The sequence below is a fragment of the Bradyrhizobium sp. Arg816 genome, from assembly GCF_029989365.1.
Classification (GTDB): Bacteria; Pseudomonadota; Alphaproteobacteria; order Rhizobiales; family Xanthobacteraceae; genus Bradyrhizobium.
Genome location: NZ_JAPRAQ010000001.1, coordinates 333,412 through 350,275, shown reverse-complemented (window position 1 = coordinate 350,275; position 16,864 = coordinate 333,412). Strand labels below are relative to the sequence as shown.

Here is a 16,864-nt window from a genome sequence, read left to right as displayed (position 1 = left end):
TCATCACAGCTGATGGATGATATAATCAATCATTATTTGTAGTGATGGGTGGGATTGCCTAGTCTCGTGGCGGACCGCGGGGCCTCAGGGCCCGGGCCGTCTGGGAGCGAAATCAGACATATGCAGGACGCCACACCCAAACGGATGATCATCGGCATTTCCGGCGCCTCGGGCGTCACCTATGGCGTGCGCCTGCTGCAGCTCCTGCGCAATGCCGGCGTGGAGACGCATCTGGTGATGTCGAAGACAGCTGAGCTGACCTTTGCCTACGAGACCGATTTGAAGATCGCGGAGGTGAGGGAGCTCGCCAATGTCTGCCATGCGATCGACGACATGGCCTCGGCGGTTTCGAGCGGCTCGTTCCGCACCGCCGGCATGATCGTGGCGCCGTGCTCGATGCGCTCGATGTCCGAGATCGCCTCGGGCGTGACCACGACGCTTTTGACCCGCGCTGCCGACGTCGTGCTCAAGGAGCGCCGGCGGCTGGTGCTGATGGTGCGCGAGACGCCGCTGCACACCGGGCATCTCAGGACGATGACGGCCCTGTCGGAGATGGGCGCGATCATCGCGCCGCCCGTGCCCGCTTTCTATGCCAAGCCGGAAAATCTAGAGGACATGGTGGAGCATACCGTCGGCCGCGTACTCGACCTGTTCGACATCGATATCGGCGTCGTGCGCCGCTGGGGCGAGGACGAGGCGCTCAAGCGTCGCGCGCCGCCGCTGCGCAAGATCGCGCCTTGACCTGAAGACCTGAGGAATGACCCGTATGCGAATGGAAAATGTTGCGAGGAGAGGCGCGAACGCGCCCGCCGATCTGCGCGCCTGGCTCGCTTACCTCGCCGAACGCGGCAAGCTCGCGATTGCGCGCGAGGGCATTGGACTTGCGGACGAGCTCGCCGCTGTCGCGAAGCGGCTCGAACGCGATAGCGCCGTGCTGTTTCCGCGTCCCGACGGGCACGAGATTCCCGTCGTCGCCAATCTCTTCGCCGGCCGCGACTGGGTCGCCGATTCCATCGGCGTGACCGAGGACCAGTTGCTGCCACGGTTCCTGGCTGCCGCAAGCCATCCGCTGCCGACGCATGAGGTCGCGAGCGGACCGGTGCAAGACGTCGTCCACGAGGACGTCGATCTGCTGCGCCAACTCCCGGTGCCCAAGCACAATGAGCGCGACAGCGGCCCCTACATCACGGCCGGCCTGCTGATCGCGCGCAACCCGAAGACCGGTGTACAGAACGTCTCGATCCACCGCTGCCAGATCAGCAGCAAGAACCGCATCGGCGTGCTGTTGCTGCCGCGGCACACCTTGTCCTACTACCGCCTCGCGGAAGAGCTGGGCCAGGCGCTGGAGATCGCGATCGTGATCGGCGCCCATCCGGCCTTGATGCTGGCCTCGCAGGCGATCGCCGCGCTTGACGAGGACGAGATGGCGATTGCCGGCGCGCTGCTCGGAGCGCCAGTCGACGTCGTGAAGTGCCGCACCAATTCAGTCCGCGTGCCCGCCCACGCGGAGATCGTCATCGAGGGACGCATTCTTCAGGGCGTGCGCGAGCCGGAAGGTCCGTTCGGCGAATTCCCCCAATATTACGGTCCGCGCGCCAATCGCGAGGTGATCGAGGTCGATGCGATCACGCATCGGAAGGCGCCGATCTTCCACACCATCGTCGGCGGCGGCTTCGAGCATCTGATCCTCGGCGGCGTGCCGCGCGAGGCGACGCTGCTCCAGCATCTGCGCCGCAGCTTTCCAAACGTTCTCGATGTCCGCCTCACGCGCGGTGGCACCTGCCGCTACCACCTCGCGATCAAGATCGACAAGGCGAACGACGGCGAGCCCAAGAACATCATGATGTGCGCCTTCGGCGCCCATTATGACATCAAACAGGTGGTCGTGGTGGACAAGGACGTCGACATCTCCTCGTCCGAGGAAATCGAATGGGCGGTGGCGACGCGCTTCCAGGCCGACCGCGACCTCATGGTCGTCGCCGGCGCGCTCGGCTCGAAGCTCGATCCGACCACCGACAACGGCATCAGCGCCAAGATGGGTCTCGATGCGACCGCGCCGGTCAACGCGCCCGAGCTCGCTTTCAAGCGTATTCGCGTCAAGGGCGAGGAGGAAGTCGATCTCGCCACGGCCTTGCAGGCCGACCCCGGCGCCGCGGTCGCGCGGTTTCTCTCGGAGACGCGCGCATGAGCGGATTTCCGCTCGGAAGCAACTTGCGTCGGTTTGCGCCATTGGAATATGAAGCGAGTGCTGCTTATGGTGCCGCGCCAATGAAGCAATCATTTTGCAGCGCAACGCTGCCGGGAGGAAGGAACTGATGTCGACGGCCCTGCGCATCGCTCACGGCGCTTTCGGCAGGGTCGCTCTGCTCGACATGGACCGTTCGCTGGTCCGCCACGCTCATCATCACTGTCACGTCCTGCTCAAGGTTGAGGGCTCCGACACGCAGTTTCTTGTGGGCGACCAGGTCACGCCGCTGACGGATACGGCCGCCGTGCTTGTCGACGGCTGGAAGCCGCATGCCTATGTGCACGACGCCAACCGTCCGCGCACGCTGATCATGGCGCTCTATATCGAGCCGGAATGGCTGAAGGAGTTCCGTCCCGGCTGGGCGGCCAGCGGTGCGCCGGGCTTTTTCGAGCGGCCGTCGGGCGAGGTGTCGCCGCGCATCCGTCAGCTCACGCTGCATTTGGCGGCCGAAATGATGGCGAATCCGGATGCGGTGCGGACCCACGAGCAGACGCTCTCGGATCTCATGATCGCGGTGATCGAGCGCTTCACGCCCTGGCGCAGCTTCCCGACCTCGATCCGCGGCATGAGCGCGGTGAGCTGCGACTGGCGGATCCGCCGCGCGATGGACGCAATGCGCGTGCACGAGTCCTATGCCAATGTCGATCAGTTCGCGAAGGGGGCGGGCCTGTCGCGCGCGCAGTTCTTCCGCCTGTTCGAGACCTCGCTCGGCGTCTCGCCAAAGCTCTATCTCAACGTCGTCCGCATGGAGCGCGCGCTGGACGCTGTGATGCGCGAGGACACGCCGCTCGGCGAACTCAGCGAGCGCTTTGGTTTTCCGGAGCCGGCGCATTTCGCGCGCTTCTTCCGCGATCACGCCGGCGTCAGCCCGCGCGAGTTTCGCAACGTCTCGCGTCTTGCGGGTTGAGTCTTGCAGGCTGATGTTGCGCTGCACGCTCTCGAATGAGACGATTTGGTAAGTCGTGAGAGCGGGCGGTATGGCCCGCGCCCCCTCTGTCCTGACAAACGTCATCGTCGCGTCAAAGAACGCGTCGGGAGGTATGCCGGGACATGTTGCAGGCGGTCAAATCCGCAAATCCGGGAAGTGGCGATGAGCCGTGGGTCGGGCGTTCGATCGAGCGCGTCGAGGATGCCGCGCTGCTCAGCGGCCGCGGCCGCTTCATCGACGATCTCGGTGTCCAGCCCGGCACGCTGCACGCGACGATCCTGGGCTCGCCGCATGCGCATGCCGATATTCTTTCAATCGACGTTGAAGCCGCGAAGCGTCTGCCGGGCGTTGCCGCGGTTCTGACCGGCAGCGACGTCAAGGCCGTGACGACGAGCCTCGTCGTCGGCGTGAAGGCGCCGGTGGAGTGTTGGCCGATCGCGATGGATCGCGTGCGCTATGTCGGCGAACCGGTCGCTTTGGTCGTTGCGACCGACCGCGCGCGCGCCGAGGATGCGGCCGAGCTGATCAGCGTCGAGTATCGCCCGCGCGGCGCCGTCGTCGATCCGCTCGGTACGCTCGCGCCGGGTGCACCCGTGCTGCACGACGGCTTTCCCGGCAATCTCGCCAGCGACCGCTATTTCCGCTACGGCGATCCCGAGAAAGCCTTCGCGGAGGCACCGCATCGCTTCTCGATCGACATCCGCTATCCCCGCAATTCCTGCACGCCGATCGAGACCTACGGCGTCGTCGCATCGCACGATGCGGGCGAGGATGCCTATGAGGTGCTCGCCAATTTCCAGGGCCCGTTCAGCATCCACACGGTGATTGCGCGCGCGCTGAAAGTGCCGGGCAACCGGTTGCGGCTGCGCACGCCGCCGGATTCCGGAGGCAGCTTTGGCGTCAAGCAGGGCGTGTTTCCCTACATCGTGCTGATCGCCGCCGCCGCGCGCGTCACGGGCCGGCCGGTGAAGTGGATCGAGGACCGGCTCGAGCATCTCACCGCGTCGGTGTCGGCGACCAACCGCGCGACGACGTTGGCGGCGGCGGTCGCAGCCGACGGCAAGATCCTCGCGCTCGACTGGGACCAGGTCGAGGATTGCGGCGCGCATCTGCGCGCGCCTGAGCCTGCCACGCTCTACCGCATGCACGGCAATCTGACCGGCGCCTACGACATCCGCCACGTCAAGATCCGCAACCGCGTCGTGGTCACCAACAAGACACCGACCGGTCTCAACCGCGGCTTTGGCGGCCCGCAGGTCTATTTCGCGCTGGAACGCCTGGTCCAGAGGATCGCGATCGGCCTCGGCCTCGATCCGCTCGATGTCATCAAGCGCAATCTGATCGATGCCGGCGCGTTTCCGTATCGCACCGCGACTGGTGCCTTGCTCGACTCCGGCAACTACCAGGAAGCCGTCGCGCTCGCAGTCGAGCAGGGCAGGCTCGCGGAACTGAAGGCGAAGCGCGACGAGGCGCGGGCGCAGGGGCGTCTCTATGGCATCGGCTTCACCGCGGTGGTCGAACCCAGCGTCTCCAACATGGGCTACATCACGACCGTGCTGACGGCAGCCGAGCGCCGCAAGGCAGGTCCGAAGAACGGCGCGCAGGCGACGGCCACCGTCGGCCTCGATCCGGTCGGCAGCGTCACCGTTCACGTCGCGTCCGTGCCGCAGGGGCAGGGCCATCGCACCGTGCTGTCGCAGGTCGTCGCCGACGTGTTCGGCCTCCAGCCTGGGGATATCCGCGTCAACACCGAGATCGACACGGCCAAGGACGCCTGGTCGATCGCGTCGGGCAATTACGCGAGCCGCTTCGCAGCAGCGGTGGCGGGCACGGCGAAGCTCGCGGCCGAGCGCGTCGCCGGCCGTCTCGCGCGCATTGCAGCCAGCCAGTTGAACGTCGAAGCCGCGGACATCGTGTTTGCAAAAGGTTTCGTCGCCTCCAGGCACAATCCGGAAAACCGGATCGCGTTCTCGCGCGTCGCCGCCCTCAGCCACTGGTCGCCGGGCTCACTGCCTGACGACGCCGGCCAGACCATCCGCGAGACCGTGTTCTGGACGCCGCCGGAGCTGACGCCGCCTGATGACGAGGACCGCATTAACTCCTCGCTCTGCCACGGCTTCATCTTCGATTTCTGCGGCGTCGAGATCGATCCGACGACGCTGGAGACGCGGATCGATCGCTACGTCACCATGCACGATTGCGGCACCATCCTGCATCCCGGCATGGTCAACGGCCAGATCCGCGGCGGCTTTGCTCAGGCGCTCGGCGCCGCGCTCTTTGAGGAATATGCCTACGCCGAGGACGGCAGTTTCCTCACGGGAACGCTCGCCGATTATCTGCTGCCGACCACGACAGAGGTGCCGGAGCCCGAAATCTTCCACATGGAGACGCCGTCGCCGTTCACCCCGCTCGGCGCGAAGGGCGTGGGCGAGGGCAATTGCATGTCGACGCCGGTCTGCATCGCCAATGCGGTCGCGGATGCGCTCGGTGTTGCCGACATCACCTTGCCGCTGGTGCCGGCGCGGCTTGCAGAGCTGGTGCGCGGTGCCGAACCGCCGCCTCCCGATGGCGGCGCGATTGCTACGCCAGCGCGTGAAGGTGACCGGCGATTGCGCGGTGAGGGCGCGGCTTCGGTGAAGGGGGCGCCCGAGCAGGTCTGGGCGATGCTGCTCGATCCCGCCACGCTGCAGTCGGTCATTCCCGGCTGCCAGAGCGTGGACAAGATCACCGACACGCATTTCCGCGCCGACGTCACGCTCGGCATTGGCCCGGTCAGCGGGCGTTATCGCGCCGACGTCGAGCTGTTCGATCTCGACCCGCCGCGCGCGGTCACCCTGCGTGGAGGCGCCACCGGCGCGCTTGGCTTCGGCAATGCCGAGGGACGTATCACGCTCGCGCCCGACGGCAACAGCGGAACAAAACTGACCTACAGCTACGACGCCGCGATCGGCGGCAAGGTGGCCAGCATCGGCGGCCGTCTGCTCGACGGCGCGACGCGTGTGATCATCGGCCAGTTCTTCACCGCGCTCGCGCGAAAGGCTGGAGGTGGAGGCGCCGAGGGCAGCAGCTTCTCGTTGTTCGCGGTGCTGGCGAAGGTGGCGAGCCTGTTCGGGGGGCGCCGATGAAACCGCCCGCATTCGACTATCTCCGGGCCGAGACTGTCGGCGACGTTCTCGAAGGGTTGGCACAGCAGGGCGGCGATGCCCGCGTGCTCGCCGGCGGGCAGTCGCTGATGGCGATGCTGAACATGCGCCTCGCTAAGCCAAAGCTGCTGATCGACATTATGCGCCTTAAGGAGCTGCGCCAGATCGAGCGGAAGGGCGATGCCGTCACCATCGGTGCCGGGGTGCGCCAGGCTGATCTCCTGGCGTGGCCTGACCTTGCCGCGGCGCTGCCGCTGGTCGCGTTGGCGCTGCCATGGGTCGGGCACATGCAGACCCGCAGCCGCGGCACCATCTGCGGCTCGCTCGCGCACGCCGATCCCAGCGCCGAGATGCCGCTGACGCTGGTTGCGCTCGGCGGCGAGGTGGTCTTGCGCAGCGCAAAGCGGCGCCGCCGTGTGCCAGCAAAAGACTTCTTTGCCGGCATGATGCTGACCGCGCGGGCGGACGATGAGCTGATCGAGGGCATCTCGCTCCCGGTGGTCCGTGAAGGCCGCTTCGTCTTCCGCGAGGTCGCGCGCCGCCATGGCGATTTCGCCATTGTCGCCTGCGCGGCGATGAAGACACCGACGGGCGTGCGTCTCGCCGTTGGCGGCGTCGCCGACGTTCCGACCGCGCGCGACTGGCCGCGGCTGGAGGGCAGCGCGCTCGACGATGCCCTCAATGCTTTCGCCTACGAGCTTGGTGCCCGCGACGACGTCCACGCCACCGCGCGCTACCGGCGCGACCTCGTGCGCATGATCGGTCGCGATCTGATCGGCGAGGTGCTGCAATGACCCGTCTCAAGGCTGATCAGCGCCATTCCGTGCGTTTCTCGCTGAACGGCAAGTCCGTGGAAGGCGAGGCCGAGCCACGCATGCTGCTCTCCGATTTCCTGCGCCACCAGCTGGGTGCGACCGGCACCCATGTCGGCTGCGAGCATGGCGTCTGTGGTGCCTGCACAATCGTGGTCGACGGCATGTTGACGCGGTCTTGTCTTACGCTCGCGGCGCAGGTCGATGGCTGCGATCTCAAGACCGTCGAAGGGCTAGCGCCGTCGGCTGACCGGCTCGGCGTGCTGCAGCAGGCGTTCCGCCGCAACCACGCGCTCCAGTGCGGCTTCTGCACCGCCGGCATTTTGATGTCGCTCGACCACTACCTCGCCAGCAACCGGGCGCCGACCGAAGCGGAGATCCGCGATCTCCTCAGCGGGCATATCTGCCGCTGCACCGGCTACACCCCGATCATCCAGGCGGCCCTCGAAGCCGCCGCCGAACTCGCTTCATCCAAAAAAGAGACGTCCGATGCTTGATCTCGCCAGCAGCTTCATCGCCAGCGCCGCGCGCGATCCTCACGCCATTGCATTGGTCGACGGCGATCTGCGCCTGACCTACCGCCAATGGTACGGCAAGATCTCCGCGCTGGTGGCGTCGTTCGACCGCCTCGGCCTCAAGCCCGGCGATCACGTCGTCACGTTGCTGCAAAACCGCTGGGAAGCGGCGACGCTGCACTGGGCCTGCCAGTTCGCAGGCCTCGTGATCACGCCGATCAACTGGCGCGCCAAGGCCGACGAGCTCGATTACTGCATCGAGAACGCCGATGCCTGCGCGATTGTCTACCAGGATATCTCTGCCGAGGCGGTGCAGGGCTCGGGGCTGGCAGGCAAGCAGCTGCGCGTGTCCGTCGATCCCGGGACGGGGGAGGCCACCAGCTTTGCCGACCTGATCAAGGACAGCACGCCGGACGCCGAGCCGCGCGTCGGCACTGATGCCTGGTCGATCATGCTCTACACGTCGGGTACGACCTCGCGGCCGAAAGGCGTGCCGCGGCGGCATCGCGCCGAACGTGCCGCGGCGATCGCCCATGTCGCGCAAAATCTCTACGGCCGCGGCGAGCGCACGCTCGGCGTGATGCCGCTCTACCACACCATGGGTGTCCGCTCGCTGCTGGCGATGTCGCTGATCGGGGGCAGCTTCATCTGCCTGCCGCGCTATGACAGCCGCCAGGCCTTGGCGCTGATCGAGAAGGAGGAGATCACCAACCTCTATCTGGTGCCGACGCTCTATCACGACCTCGTTCATCACGAGGCCTTCGCCGAAACCGATGTCTCCAGCGTGCGCAAGCTCGGCTTTGCCGGCGCCTCGATGACCGACGGTCTTCTCAAGAGGCTGAACGAGGCGTTCAAGCCAGAGTTGTTTGTCAATCACTACGGCAGCTCCGAGATCTACACCTTTACGATCGATCAGAATGCAGCGGCCAAGCCCGGCTCGGCCGGCAAGGCGGGGCTGAACCAGCACGTCAAGGTCGTCCGCATCGGCGCGAAGTCGGTCGCGGAGCTTGCTGCGGTCGGCGAGGAGGGCGAGATCATCGCCACGCTTGCCGGTGACGAGGCCTTTGAAGGCTACTGGCGTCGCCCCGAGGCCGACGCCAAGTCGCTGCGCGAGGGCTGGTACTTTACGGGAGATACCGGTTTCGTCGATCCCGACGGCGACCTGTTTGTCACCGGCCGCGTCGACGACATGATCATCACCGGCGGTGAGAACGTCTCGCCGGTCGAGATCGAGAGCTGCCTGTCGCTGCATCCCGCCGTTGACGAAGTCGCAGTGGTCGGCGTCGCTGACGAGAAATGGGGCAAGGTCGTCGCGGCGTTCGTCAAGCGCAATCGCCCTGTGTCGGACGTCGAGCTGGAGCAGTTCTGCCGGACGACGGGCCTTGCCAATTTCAAGCGGCCGCGCCGCTACGTCTTCGTCGACGCGATTCCGAAATCGCCGGTCGGCAAGCTGCTGCGGCGACTGCTCGTCGCCGGAGAATACGAGGCCGAGCGCCTGCCGCCGTCAGACGCCGCCTGATCATCAATCATCAACAGAAGGAAGCACAGATGCCGTCACCCTATACATTCACCGATCCCCGGCTTGCCAAGCTCGACGGGTTCAAGGTCGAGATCGACGAGGCGCATGAGCGCGCCGACATCATCTTAGGGAGGCCGCCCTACAACGTCGTGGCGATGCCACAGCGCGACCAGCTGCGGCTGACCTTCGAGACGCTGGACGAGGATCCGCGCGTCCGCGTGATCGTGGTGCGCGGCGAGGGCGAGCACTTCTCCAGCGGCGGCAATATCGGCGGCTTCATGGAGGCGAGCCCCGAGCACGTCTCCAAGCTCGCCTGGAACATCGCCGCACCTGCGCGCTGTGCCAAGCCCGTGATCGTCGCCAACCGCGGCTATTGCTTCGGCGTCGGCTTCGAGCTGTCGCTGGCCTGCGATTTCCGCATCGCCTCCGAGACCACACAATACGCGCTGCCGGAGCAGAAGCTCGGTCAGATCCCGGGCTCGGGCGGCTCGGCGCGCCTGCAGAAGATGGTCGGCATCACCCGCACCAAGGACATCGTGATGCGCTCCAAGCGCATCTCGGCGAAGCAGGCCTATGACTGGGGCATCGCCACCGAATGCGTGCCGGATGCCGAGCTGGAGAAGGCGACCGACAAGCTGGTCGACGAGCTCCGCACCTTCTCGCCGCTGGCGCAGCGCACTGCGAAGAAGCTCCTCAACGACACCGAGGATTCGACGCTCGCCATCGCGATCGAGCTCGAAGGCCATTGCTACAGCCGCCTGCGCCAGTCGGAGGACTTCAAGGAAGGCGTCGAGGCCTTCAACGCCAAGCGTCCGCCGAAGTTCACCGGCCGCTGATACGCGACAAAACCGCCGCGGTTCGCAATGACGCGATCCGCGGCTCTATCAAAACGGGGGAGGTAAAACAACATGGCTGAGATGGATATGCCGGTCGCGGGCGCACAAGCGTCCGCAGATAACAAGCAGATGGTCAATGCGATCATCGCATCGGTGCTCGGATGGGCGCTCGATCTGTTCGATTTGTTCATTCTGCTCTATGTGGCGCCGGTCGTCGGCGCGCTGTTCTTTCCGTCGAGCAATGCGGCGCTGTCGCTCGCCGCGGTCTACGGCTCGTTCGCCGTGACGCTGTTGATGCGGCCGCTCGGCTCGGCCGTGTTCGGGCATTATGCGGACGTGCACGGCCGCAAGCAGGCCATGCTGATCGCCATCATCGGCGTTGGAATCAGCACGGCAGCCTTCGGCCTGCTGCCGACCATCGCCCAGGTTGGAATTCTCGCGCCGATCATCTTCCTGATCCTGCGCCTGGTGCAGGGCATCTTCGTCGGCGGCGTGGTGGCCTCTACCCACACCATCGGCACGGAATCGGTACCGGCGCAATGGCGCGGCGCGATGTCGGGCCTGGTCGGCGGCGGTGGCGCCGGCATCGGTGCGTTGCTCGCGTCCTTCATCTTCCTGATCACGTCCTCGATCTTCCCCGGCGATGCTTTCGCGGTATGGGGCTGGCGCTTCATGTTCTTCTCGGGGCTGCTGAGCTCGCTGCTCGGCTGGTTCATCTTCCGTAACCTCGAGGAGTCGCCTTACTTCAAGGAGCTCAAGCGCCAGCAGGGTAACAAGCAGGCGAGGGTCTCGAAGGCGCCAGTCAAGGACGTGTTCTCCGGCGAATATCGCGGCGTGCTGCTGGTCAACCTTCTCATCACCTTCGGCGGTGGTGCCGGCTATTACCTGACCTCGGGCTATCTGCCGAGCTTCCTGAAAGTCATCAATGCGGTCCCGAACCAGACTTCATCGCTGATCCTGATGGGCGCGAGCGTGTCGGCGTTCTTCTCGGCCGTGCTGGTCGGCGCGCTCAGCGACCGCATTGGCCGCAAGAAGACGTTCCTCGTGATCGGTGTGCTGGCCGCGGTGCTGCTGCCGCTGTGCTACCTCAATCTCGCGGCGACCAAGGACACGACGCAAATCACGCTCTATGCGCTCGCGATCGCCTTCATCGGCAATGCCGGCTATGCGCCGGTGCTGATCTTCCTCAACGAGCGTTTCCCGACCGCGTTGCGCGCGAGCGGCACGGGTCTGTCCTGGAACATCGGCTTTGCGCTGGGCGGCATGATGCCGACCTTCGTCTCGCTGGTGAGCGGCAGCCCCGCGGAGATCCCGATGTCGCTGGCCTACTTCGCGGTCGGCGTGTTCGTGATCTATCTGATTGGTGCGGTCGTCATTCCCGAGACCAAGGGTGACTTCCGCTGAGCCAAATCGGCGCGGCCGCATTCGTGGCCGCGCCGAGCCATCGAATTACGTGATGAGACGGGAATGGAGGGGCTGGCATTCCGCTTGACCGACTGCATTTGGCAGGAGGTCTGCTCTTCAATCGCACTGTATCAAGAAAGCCCATTTCCGCGCCTTGAGGGGCTTCGGTCAAATTCGGGCGTCAGGCAGGACCACGCGGCTGCAAGAAGCTTCGTTTCATTCGCCGTCCTCGCCGGAGAAATCTGCTCTATGCCGAAATAGCCATCTTCTCGACTTCGCCAAAGGCGGCACGACTCGTTCGCTGCGAGGTATCAAAAGAGTTTTACCTTTCATTGACGCGAGTCCGGCCCGGCCCAAACATGGCTCGATGGGCGTCGCTCGGCATGATCCGGTGCCGGCGGAGCGGCCAATGCATTGTCGGAGATCAGGATCATAATGTCGTCCGCGCTCGAAGAACTCTCGATAGCGACCGACGTGCTGATCATCGGTGGCGGATGGCGGGCGCTTGGGCCGCGACATCTGCTGCTGAGGCAGGCGCGAAAGTCGTGCTGGTCGACAAGGCCGCAATCGTAAATTGGAAGGCTGTAGACGCGTGGGTGACGGTGGGCGGGGCAACTATCTGCGGAATGATCGGTTAAGGAGTGGTCGCTCTCAGCCTCCTGCAATCGCGCGATGGACGAGCGCGATAACCTCGTCGGCTTCCTGTTCGGTGCTGTCAAAGCGAGCCACGAACCGGATTACGTCCTGGCCCCGTCGCGCGAATTGCAGCCCGCTCGCTGCAAGACGGTTGATCGCCAAAGCGGGCAGGTTGATGAAAACCAGATTGGCTTCCACTGGCGCAATGAGCTGAACGTCGGGCAGTGCAGCGAGACCCCCTCCCAGACGCGCGGCCACGGCATTGGCCTTCGCCGCGAGCCGCAGATAAAGGCGGTCCTCGACGTAGGCGAGCAGCTGTGCAGACGCAAAGCGCATCTTCGACGAGGTCTGGCCGGCGCGGCGAAGCCGATAGGACAGGGATTCGACGAGATCCTGATCGAACACCACGATCGCATCCGCCGACATCGCCCCGTTCTTGGTCGCCCCGAAGGACAGGAGGTCGACGCCAGCGCGCCATGTCATGTCGGCCGGGCTGCAATCGAGTCGCGCCAGCGCGTTGGCGAACCGGGCGCCATCCATGTGCAGCGACAGATTCCTGTCGCGGGCGATTGCTCCGATTTCGGCGATCTCGGCGAGGGGATAGATTGTTCCATATTCGCTGGCCTGAGTGATCGACACCGCATCGGGCTGGGAGCGGTTGAGGACGCCCCAGGCCGCCCGGCCCAGCGCTTCGCGCAGGCTCGACGGCTGGATCCGAAAGTTTCGGCCGGACATGGCGACGAGCTTCGCGCCGCCTGTGAAGGCTTCGGTCGCGCCGCCTTCCGCGGTGTGGATATGCGCCTCTTCGTGACAATAGATGGCGCCATAGGGCCGCGCGCAGCTCGCGAGTGACAAGGCGTTGGCCGCCGTACCGGTCGAGACCGGGAACACGGTGACCGCGGTCTCGAACAGCTCCGAGAAGCGCGCATTCAACAATCTCGAATAATCGTCGTCCCCATAGGCGGCGGCCGGGCCGCGATTGGCCTCGGCGATCGCTCGCAGAATGTCGGGGCAGACCGGCGCGACATTGTCGCTGCGGAAATTCGGGAGCGTCGGGGCTGCTTCGTTCATACCGTCCTGTCCTGCCGTCATATCACGGTTGATTCCTGCTTGTTGATGCGCCGATTGATCAGGAGCAACGGGATTGCGGTGACGAGGATCAGCACCGCGGCCGCGGCGGCCGCTAGACCCGCGCCGGTGCCCTCGATGGCATGGTACATCACGACGGTCGTGGTGACCCAGCCGCTCGCATAGAGCACAATGGTCGCGCTCAACTCGGATGCCGCGGTGATCCAGACCAGCACCAGCCCGCCGACAAGGCCGCTGGCCATCAACGGCACGGTCAGGGTCGCGAAGGTTTTGCTTGGCGAGACCCCGAGATTGATCGAGGCTTCCTCGAGCGAGGGATCGAGCTGGTGCACGATTGCCGAGGACGATCGGATCGCGAAGGGCAGCTTGCGAACGACATAGGCGATGACCAGGATCAGCCAGCCGCCGGTCAGAATCAAGGGACCGCTGTTGAACGCGATGATGAGCCCGATCGCCAGGATCGTGCCCGAGACCGCAAACGGCACCATGCCGACGAAATCGAGCAATCCCGACAGGCGCGAGCGGTGCCGGGCCACGACATAGCCGATCGGAGCGCCGATCAGCATGGTGGCGACGGCCGCGATGCTGGCGAGCGTCAGCGTGTTGAGCAGCGGCCGATAGGAGCCCGACAACAGGGTGGCGTAATTGCCCAATCCGAACTCCCAGGTCAGGACAGGGCCGCGAAAGCGCAGGAGGGAGATCATCAACACGGCCGCGAACGGCAGCAGCGAGGCGATCACAATGCCCCAACTCACGATCGTGGCCGTGAGCCGCAGTCCCGGCGTCAGAGGCAGCTTCGCGGGAGCGCTGCGGGCATTGGTCGAAAACCGGCGTTTGCCGAGGTAGTGCCGCTGAACGAGCAGCGCGATCGCCGTGCAGGCGATCAGGAGCACGCTGAGTGCGCCCGCCGCGGCCGGATTGGCATCAGATTCGCCGGCGAACAGCTTGAAGATGTCGACGGCCAGGAACGGCCGGTCCTCAGCCAGCACCGCTGGCACGCCGAAATTCTCCAATGCCTCAATGAACACCAATAGTCCGCCGGCAAGGATCGCCGGCATCACGATGGGCAGCAGCACGGTGCGGATCACATAGGGCCGTGAACCGCCGAGATTGCGCGCCGCCTCCTCCATCGAGGCGTCGACGGCCTGGAAGCCGGCCAGCACAGGCATGACGACATACGGATAGAGCGTCAACGTGAACACGATGACGATGCCGGGCAGGCCATAGATCGAGCCGATCGGGATGCCGATCCCGCGCAATGCGGTGGTGACGACGCCGGCATGGCCGAACAGAAGAACAAGAGCGTAGGCGCTGACGAACGAGGGCAGGACCAGCGGCAAGGACGCAAGCGTCAGCAGCAGCGCGCGGCCCGGTATGTCGATCCGGGCAAGACAGAAGGCAAGCGGGATGCCGATCGCGCATGCGAAGACCGTCGCGAGCGCGGCGCAGAGCAGGCTGTTGCCGATGCTGCCGAGATAGTAGCGGCTCTTCACAATCGCCGCATAGTTCCCAAGTGTCAGGCCGCCCGTGCCGTCGATCCGAAAGCTTGCATCCAGGACGAGCGCCAGCGGGTAGAGCAGAAACACCGCGAGCAGCACCAACGCCGCCAGCGTCACGATGGTGGCGAAGCGTTTCATGGCGCTGGATACGCCGTGATCTGGGCAGGGTCGTAGGCAAGGGTGAGCGGCGCGCCGGGCAAGAGATCGAGCGCCTGGCCGCCGAGCGCCGAGATCCGAATTGGAGTGCCGTCCGGCAGGGTTGCGTGGAGGCGTTGTACCGGGCCGAGAAATTCACGCAGTGCCAGACGCGCATGCACAAGCGAGCCACCGGAGCCGTCTCGCAGCTGCAGGGCCTCCGGCCTGACAGACAGCAACACCGGCGTGCCCGGCGCTGCGACCTCGCCTCTGACCGTGAATTCGGTTCCGGCTGCTGCGACAGGAGTGTTGTGGCCGTCGAAAGCTCCCGCGATGCCCGGCACCATATTGGTCGAGCCGAGGAATTCCGCGACGAAGGCAGTCTGCGGCATCCGGTAAATGCGCTCCGGCGTGTCCACTTGCTCGATCGTGCCGTGACGCAAGACGGCGATGCGGTCGGAGATGGCGAGTGCCTCCTCCTGATCATGCGTCACGTAGATCGCAGTCAGGCCGAGCGCCTGCTGCAGCTGTCGGACCTCGACCCGCATTTCGGTGCGCAACTGCGCGTCGAGGTTGGACAGCGGCTCGTCGAACAGGAGCACGGCGGGCTCGATCACGAGCGCGCGGGCGATCGCCACGCGTTGCAGCTGACCGCCGGAGAGCTGGTGTGGTGAGCGCGGACCGTAACCTGCAAGGCGCACCCGCTCGAGCGCCTTGTCGACGCGCGATACGATCTCGGCAGCCGGAATCTTCCTGGCCTTCAGCCCATAGGCCACGTTTTCGGCGACGGTGTGGTTCGGGAAGATCGCGTAGTTCTGAAACACCATGCCGGTGTCGCGGCGATGCGCGGGCAGAGCATCGATGCGCCGGCCGTCGAAGCAAATGGAGCCGGATTCGACATCGACGAAGCCTGCGATCATGCGCAGCAACGTCGTCTTCCCGCAGCCTGACGGCCCAAGCAGCGTGAACAGCTCGCCATGCCTGATGTCGAGCGAGATGTCGTCCACGGCCCGCACCGCGCCGAAGGTGCGGGTCAGGTTTTCAATCCGGATCGCGGTCATCGGATCAGCGCGTGTTCTGGATCGTGGTCTTCAGCCGCGCGAGGGTGTCGCGACGGGCCGCTTCCCATTTGGTGTCGTCATAGGGCAGCACCTTGACCGCCGAGAACGGCAGCATCCCCGGTGCGACTGCCTCGAGCTCGATATCCTGACGGGCAGGGCGCCGGAACGTCGCCTTCAGCAACATCTCCTGGACTTCTTTGCTTGCGAGATAGTCGACCAGCCGTTTGGCAGGCTCGGGGTTCGGTCCGCCTTTCAGGACGGCGGCGCCCTCGATGCCTGCATAGGTGCCCTCGGCCGGATAGGCGACGCTCACTGGCGCACCGTTATGGGCCCACAGGAAGCCGGCATATTCGAGCGTGATGCCAAGCGGATATTCGCCGCTGCCGATCCCGTCGAAGACCTGGGTCGAGCGGTTGAGCACCTTCGCATTCGCAAGCAGCCCGTCCATCTTGGTCCAAGCTGCGTCGTCCGCGCCCCACAGCGAGAGAAGCGTGGTCGCGGCCGCATATGAGAATCCGGAATTGGCAGGGTCGGTAAAGGCGAGCTTGCCTTTCCATTTCGGATCGAGGAGGTCGGCCCAGGATTTGGGCCCGCTGGCCTTGTCGATCGCCTTGGTGTTCTGGCCGATCACAACGACCTGGATGTTGGTGCCCAGCCAAAGGTCGTTTGGATCGCGAAATTGCGCCGGCACGGCTTCGCGGCCCTTCGCCGCGTAAGCCTGAAGGTGCGGGCTCGCCAGCCGCAGCAGCGTCGCACTGACGCCCCAGATCACGTCGCCCTGCGGATTGGCGGCCTCGGACGCGACGCGGCGCACCAGCACACCTGATCCGGTCGAGACCACGTCGACCTTGATTCCGGTCGCCTTGGCGAAGCCTTCGGCTACAAGCTTGTTCACGGTGTCGTCGTTGGCCGAATAGAGCACGACGTTCTGCTGGGCCGAGGCCAGCCCGGCCGCGAATAGCGATGCCGCGAGCGTCACGACTCGGGCGAGGATGGAGGCAGGAGATCTCATCGTGGTTCGCCCTCGTGGGTTCAGCGA

The 16,864-nt window shown here is 65.3% G+C and carries 13 protein-coding genes; 9 read left to right on the top strand and 4 right to left on the bottom strand.

The window, feature by feature from the left end; translation table 11 throughout:
- Nucleotides 1-120 precede the first annotated feature (120 nt).
- From OWC48_RS01640 to OWC48_RS01600, 9 genes are all read left to right on the top strand, one after another.
- Complete coding sequence (locus OWC48_RS01640; protein ID WP_282518355.1) at nt 121-741, top strand: UbiX family flavin prenyltransferase; 621 nt, start codon at nt 121-123, stop codon at nt 739-741.
- A 25-nt stretch (nt 742-766) separates the two neighbouring features.
- Nucleotides 767-2,188 (top strand): UbiD family decarboxylase, encoded by a 1,422-nt coding sequence (locus tag OWC48_RS01635; RefSeq protein WP_282518947.1) that lies wholly within the window; start codon nt 767-769, stop codon nt 2,186-2,188.
- Between the two features lie 127 nt (nt 2,189-2,315).
- The gene (locus OWC48_RS01630) at nt 2,316-3,155 is read left to right on the top strand and encodes a helix-turn-helix transcriptional regulator (protein WP_282518354.1); all 840 of its coding nucleotides are present in this window, start codon (nt 2,316-2,318) and stop codon (nt 3,153-3,155) included.
- Between the two features lie 143 nt (nt 3,156-3,298).
- On the top strand, nt 3,299-6,301 hold the full coding sequence (locus OWC48_RS01625) for a molybdopterin cofactor-binding domain-containing protein (RefSeq protein WP_282518353.1): 3,003 nt from the start codon (nt 3,299-3,301) through the stop codon (nt 6,299-6,301).
- Nucleotides 6,298-7,113: a xanthine dehydrogenase family protein subunit M gene (locus tag OWC48_RS01620; RefSeq protein WP_282518352.1), complete on the top strand. Its 816-nt coding sequence runs from the start codon at nt 6,298-6,300 to the stop codon at nt 7,111-7,113. Before OWC48_RS01625 ends, OWC48_RS01620 begins: the two co-directional genes overlap by 4 nt.
- Nucleotides 7,110-7,628 (top strand): (2Fe-2S)-binding protein, encoded by a 519-nt coding sequence (locus OWC48_RS01615; protein ID WP_282518351.1) that lies wholly within the window; start codon nt 7,110-7,112, stop codon nt 7,626-7,628. Before OWC48_RS01620 ends, OWC48_RS01615 begins: the two co-directional genes overlap by 4 nt.
- Nucleotides 7,621-9,165, top strand: a complete 1,545-nt coding sequence (locus OWC48_RS01610; RefSeq protein WP_282518350.1) for an AMP-binding protein — start codon at nt 7,621-7,623, stop codon at nt 9,163-9,165. The genes OWC48_RS01615 and OWC48_RS01610 overlap by 8 nt, the downstream gene beginning before the upstream one ends.
- 29 nt (nt 9,166-9,194) lie before the next feature.
- Nucleotides 9,195-10,001 (top strand): enoyl-CoA hydratase/isomerase family protein, encoded by an 807-nt coding sequence (locus OWC48_RS01605; RefSeq protein WP_282518349.1) that lies wholly within the window; start codon nt 9,195-9,197, stop codon nt 9,999-10,001.
- A 72-nt stretch (nt 10,002-10,073) separates the two neighbouring features.
- Complete coding sequence (locus OWC48_RS01600) at nt 10,074-11,405, top strand: MFS transporter (protein ID WP_282518348.1); 1,332 nt, start codon at nt 10,074-10,076, stop codon at nt 11,403-11,405.
- A gap of 651 nt (nt 11,406-12,056) precedes the next feature.
- On the opposite strand, the gene OWC48_RS01595 is transcribed toward OWC48_RS01600, so the two are convergent.
- Genes OWC48_RS01595 through OWC48_RS01580 form a run of 4 tightly spaced genes read right to left on the bottom strand, consistent with a single transcriptional unit; the run spans nt 12,057 to nt 16,837 of the window.
- A complete protein-coding gene (locus OWC48_RS01595) occupies nt 12,057-13,112 on the bottom strand; it encodes a low specificity L-threonine aldolase (RefSeq protein ID WP_282518347.1) in 1,056 nt (351 codons plus the stop codon).
- A gap of 17 nt (nt 13,113-13,129) precedes the next feature.
- Nucleotides 13,130-14,767, bottom strand: coding sequence for an iron ABC transporter permease (locus OWC48_RS01590; protein ID WP_282518346.1), 1,638 nt, complete (start codon nt 14,765-14,767; stop codon nt 13,130-13,132).
- A complete protein-coding gene (locus tag OWC48_RS01585) occupies nt 14,764-15,825 on the bottom strand; it encodes an ABC transporter ATP-binding protein (RefSeq protein WP_282518345.1) in 1,062 nt (353 codons plus the stop codon). The genes OWC48_RS01590 and OWC48_RS01585 overlap by 4 nt, the downstream gene beginning before the upstream one ends.
- Before the next feature lie 4 nt (nt 15,826-15,829).
- Nucleotides 15,830-16,837, bottom strand: coding sequence for an extracellular solute-binding protein (locus tag OWC48_RS01580; protein ID WP_282518344.1), 1,008 nt, complete (start codon nt 16,835-16,837; stop codon nt 15,830-15,832).
- Nucleotides 16,838-16,864 lie beyond the last annotated feature (27 nt).